General features: G+C 71.6%; 2 protein-coding genes and 2 pseudogenes. 3 read left to right on the forward strand and 1 reads right to left on the reverse strand.

Features of this window, described 5'->3' with window-relative positions; all coding sequences use genetic code 11:
- From G3N98_RS38970 to G3N98_RS38980, 3 genes and pseudogenes are all read left to right on the forward strand, one after another.
- Positions 1–389: pseudogene (locus G3N98_RS38970) on the forward strand (malonate decarboxylase subunit epsilon); the annotation flags it as partial.
- Positions 390–506: 117 nt separating this feature from the next.
- On the forward strand, positions 507–1,028 hold the full coding sequence (locus G3N98_RS38975) for a phospholipase D-like domain-containing protein (RefSeq protein ID WP_069247634.1): 522 nt from the start codon (positions 507–509) through the stop codon (positions 1,026–1,028).
- Between the two features lie 125 nt (positions 1,029–1,153).
- On the forward strand, positions 1,154–1,798 hold the full coding sequence (locus G3N98_RS38980) for a phosphoribosyltransferase family protein (protein ID WP_206151094.1): 645 nt from the start codon (positions 1,154–1,156) through the stop codon (positions 1,796–1,798).
- Positions 1,799–1,805: 7 nt separating this feature from the next.
- Here G3N98_RS38980 and G3N98_RS38985 read toward each other — a convergent pair.
- A pseudogene (locus G3N98_RS38985) lies at positions 1,806–2,538 on the reverse strand (polyhydroxyalkanoate depolymerase); the annotation flags it as partial.

Raw genomic sequence — 2,538 nt, forward strand, 5'->3', positions numbered from 1 at the left:
GCGTCGCGCCCGTCTGCGTGCGGATCGCGTCGCACACGCGCCGGCTCGCCGCGGCCGTGCCGGTGTTTCGCGCGTCGCTCGCCGCGACCGACGTACGGCGGCCTCTGCCCGGCACGCGGCTGTTTTCGGGGATCGATGGCGCATCGGTGCTGGACGTCGACGCCGGCCTCGACAAGCTTGCGCGGCAGATCGCGGAGCCGGTCGAGTGGGCGGCCTGTCTGGCCGCGTGCGTGGAGGCCGGTGCGACCGCGTTCCTCGAGCTTGGTCCCGGCCGCGCGCTGGCCGAGATGGCCGGGGGTGCCTATCCGGCGCTGCCGGCGCGCAGCCTCGCGGATTTCCGTTCCGTCGACGGCGTGGCGAGCTGGCTCTCACGCGTCGCGGCGGGCTGATCGGCCGCATGAAAAACGCGCGCTGCCCCGTTCGCCGGGCACCCGTTTTGCGCTGTGTGTTGCGCCGGCGCAGCAGCCTCTCAGGTGGTGCTTGCCACACGAATTGGCGTCGCTACAATGGCGCCCGCCATGAGACCAGCCGCCTTCCTTCTCGCCGCGCTTTGCTGCGCGGCGAGCGCCCACGCCGCCCAGATTCCGTCCGATGCCGCATCGGTCGGCACATACTTTTCGTATGACAATGCAGCGGCCGACGCGACCGTCGACCTGATCGGGCAGGCGCAGCGCCGCGTGCTGCTGGCCGGCTACACGCACGTGCCGCCGGCGGTCGCGAGCGCGCTGCGCGCGGCCCGCGCGCGCGGGGTCGAGGTGCGTGTCGTGCTCGTGCGTTCGCCGCGCGCGGGCCGGTACAGCGGCGCGGGCTATCTGAAATCTTCCGGTATCGACGTGGCGATCGATTCGCGGCACGGCGATCCCGCCCCGCGCTTCGTGATCGTCGACGACAGCGTCGCGCTGACCACGCTGTCCGAAGGCGCGGCCGCACACGCGGAAACGGTGAACGTGTTCCAGCGTGCGCCCGAGCTCGCGCAATCCTATGCCCAGTCGTTCTGGCGGCTGTACCGGCAGGCCGGCGGCCTCTGACCCTTTCCGTCGGCGCCGCGCGTGCCGGTGTGACCCTGCTTGCATCGGCGCGGCCGATGAACCATGCTCGTTGACAGGCGCCGACGCGGGTTTCGCGCATCCGGCGCAACGGCAGGGAGCCGATCGTGTTCGAGTGTTTTGCCGATCGCGCCGATGCCGGCTGCCAGCTGGCCGGTGCTTTGCGCGAATACGCGGGGCGAGGCGATGTCGTCGTGCTCGCGTTGCCGCGCGGCGGCGTGCCCGTCGCCTATCCGGTCGCGTGTGCGCTGCATGCACCGCTCGACGTGCTGGTCGTGCGCAAGCTCGGCGTGCCGTACGATCCCGAGCTCGCGATGGGCGCGATCGCGACGGGCGGGGCGATTCATCTGCAGCGTTCGGTGCTCCGCTCGATGAACGTGCCCGACGCCGAGCTCGCCGACGTGATCGCGCGCGAGACGGCCGAGCTGCATCGACGCGAAGCGTTGTACCGCGGCGCCGAGCCGCCGCTGCCGGTCGAAGGGCGCATTGCGATCGTCGTCGACGACGGCGTCGCGACCGGCGCGTCGATGCGTGTCGCGCTGCAGGCGTTACGTGAGCGTCATCCGGCGCGGATCATCGCGGCTGCACCGGTCGCGCCGGCAGGTACACGGCATGGGTTCGACGATCTGGCCGACGCGTTCGTCACGGTGATGCTGCCGCTGGTGTTCTTCGGGATCAGCCAGTTCTACGTGCGCTTCGAGCAGACGAGTGACGACGAGGTGCGCGCCTTGCTCGACGCGGCGCGGCGCTGATTCGGCATCACGTCCGCCGGATGCGGCGCGGGCGAGGGCGGCGGGCTTCGGCCCACGCGAACACGCGCTGCAGCATCGGATGCACGTCCCCGTGCCAGCGTGCCCCCGTAAACAGCCCGTAGTGATCGCAGTCGTCGATGTCGATGCGAAAGCGCTCGTCGTCGGCGAGGCCGCTGCACAGGTCGAGCGCCGCATGTGTCTGGCCGGCGCCCGTGACCTTGTCGCATGCGCCTTCGACGGTCAGCAGGACGATGCCGCGCATAGCCGCCGGCTCGACGCGCCGGCCGCCCACGTCCCACGTGCCGAGCGCGAGGCTCATGCGCTGGAACACGATGTCGACCGTATCCAGGAAATACTCGGCCGGCATGTCGAGCAGCGCCGTGTATTCGAGCAGCGCGCGCCGCGCGCCGGCGAGTCCGGTCACGTCGAAGCGCGACGCGGCCAGCGCGTACGCTTCGATCAGCGACAGGAAGCGCTGCGGGTACACGAGCGCGATCTCGCCCTGTTGCAGATAGGTGGGAAACACGTGGCGGCCGTGCCCCGCGAAGCCGGGCGGCACGACGTCGATCAGGTGGCGGCGGCACCAGCCGAGCGAATGGGCGGCAGCGGCGGTGCCGAGCGCACTCGGATTCCGGCGCGCATCGAGCGGGCCGCCGATCAGCGTGACGCTCGCGGGCGAGGGGAGACCGCGCGCCGCCCGCAGCGCGAGCGCGCCGAGCGCCGGCACGGTCGCCTGGCAC

Origin of the sequence: Burkholderia sp. Tr-20390 (genome assembly GCF_017104595.1) — a bacterium.
Lineage (GTDB): Bacteria > Pseudomonadota > Gammaproteobacteria > Burkholderiales > Burkholderiaceae > Burkholderia.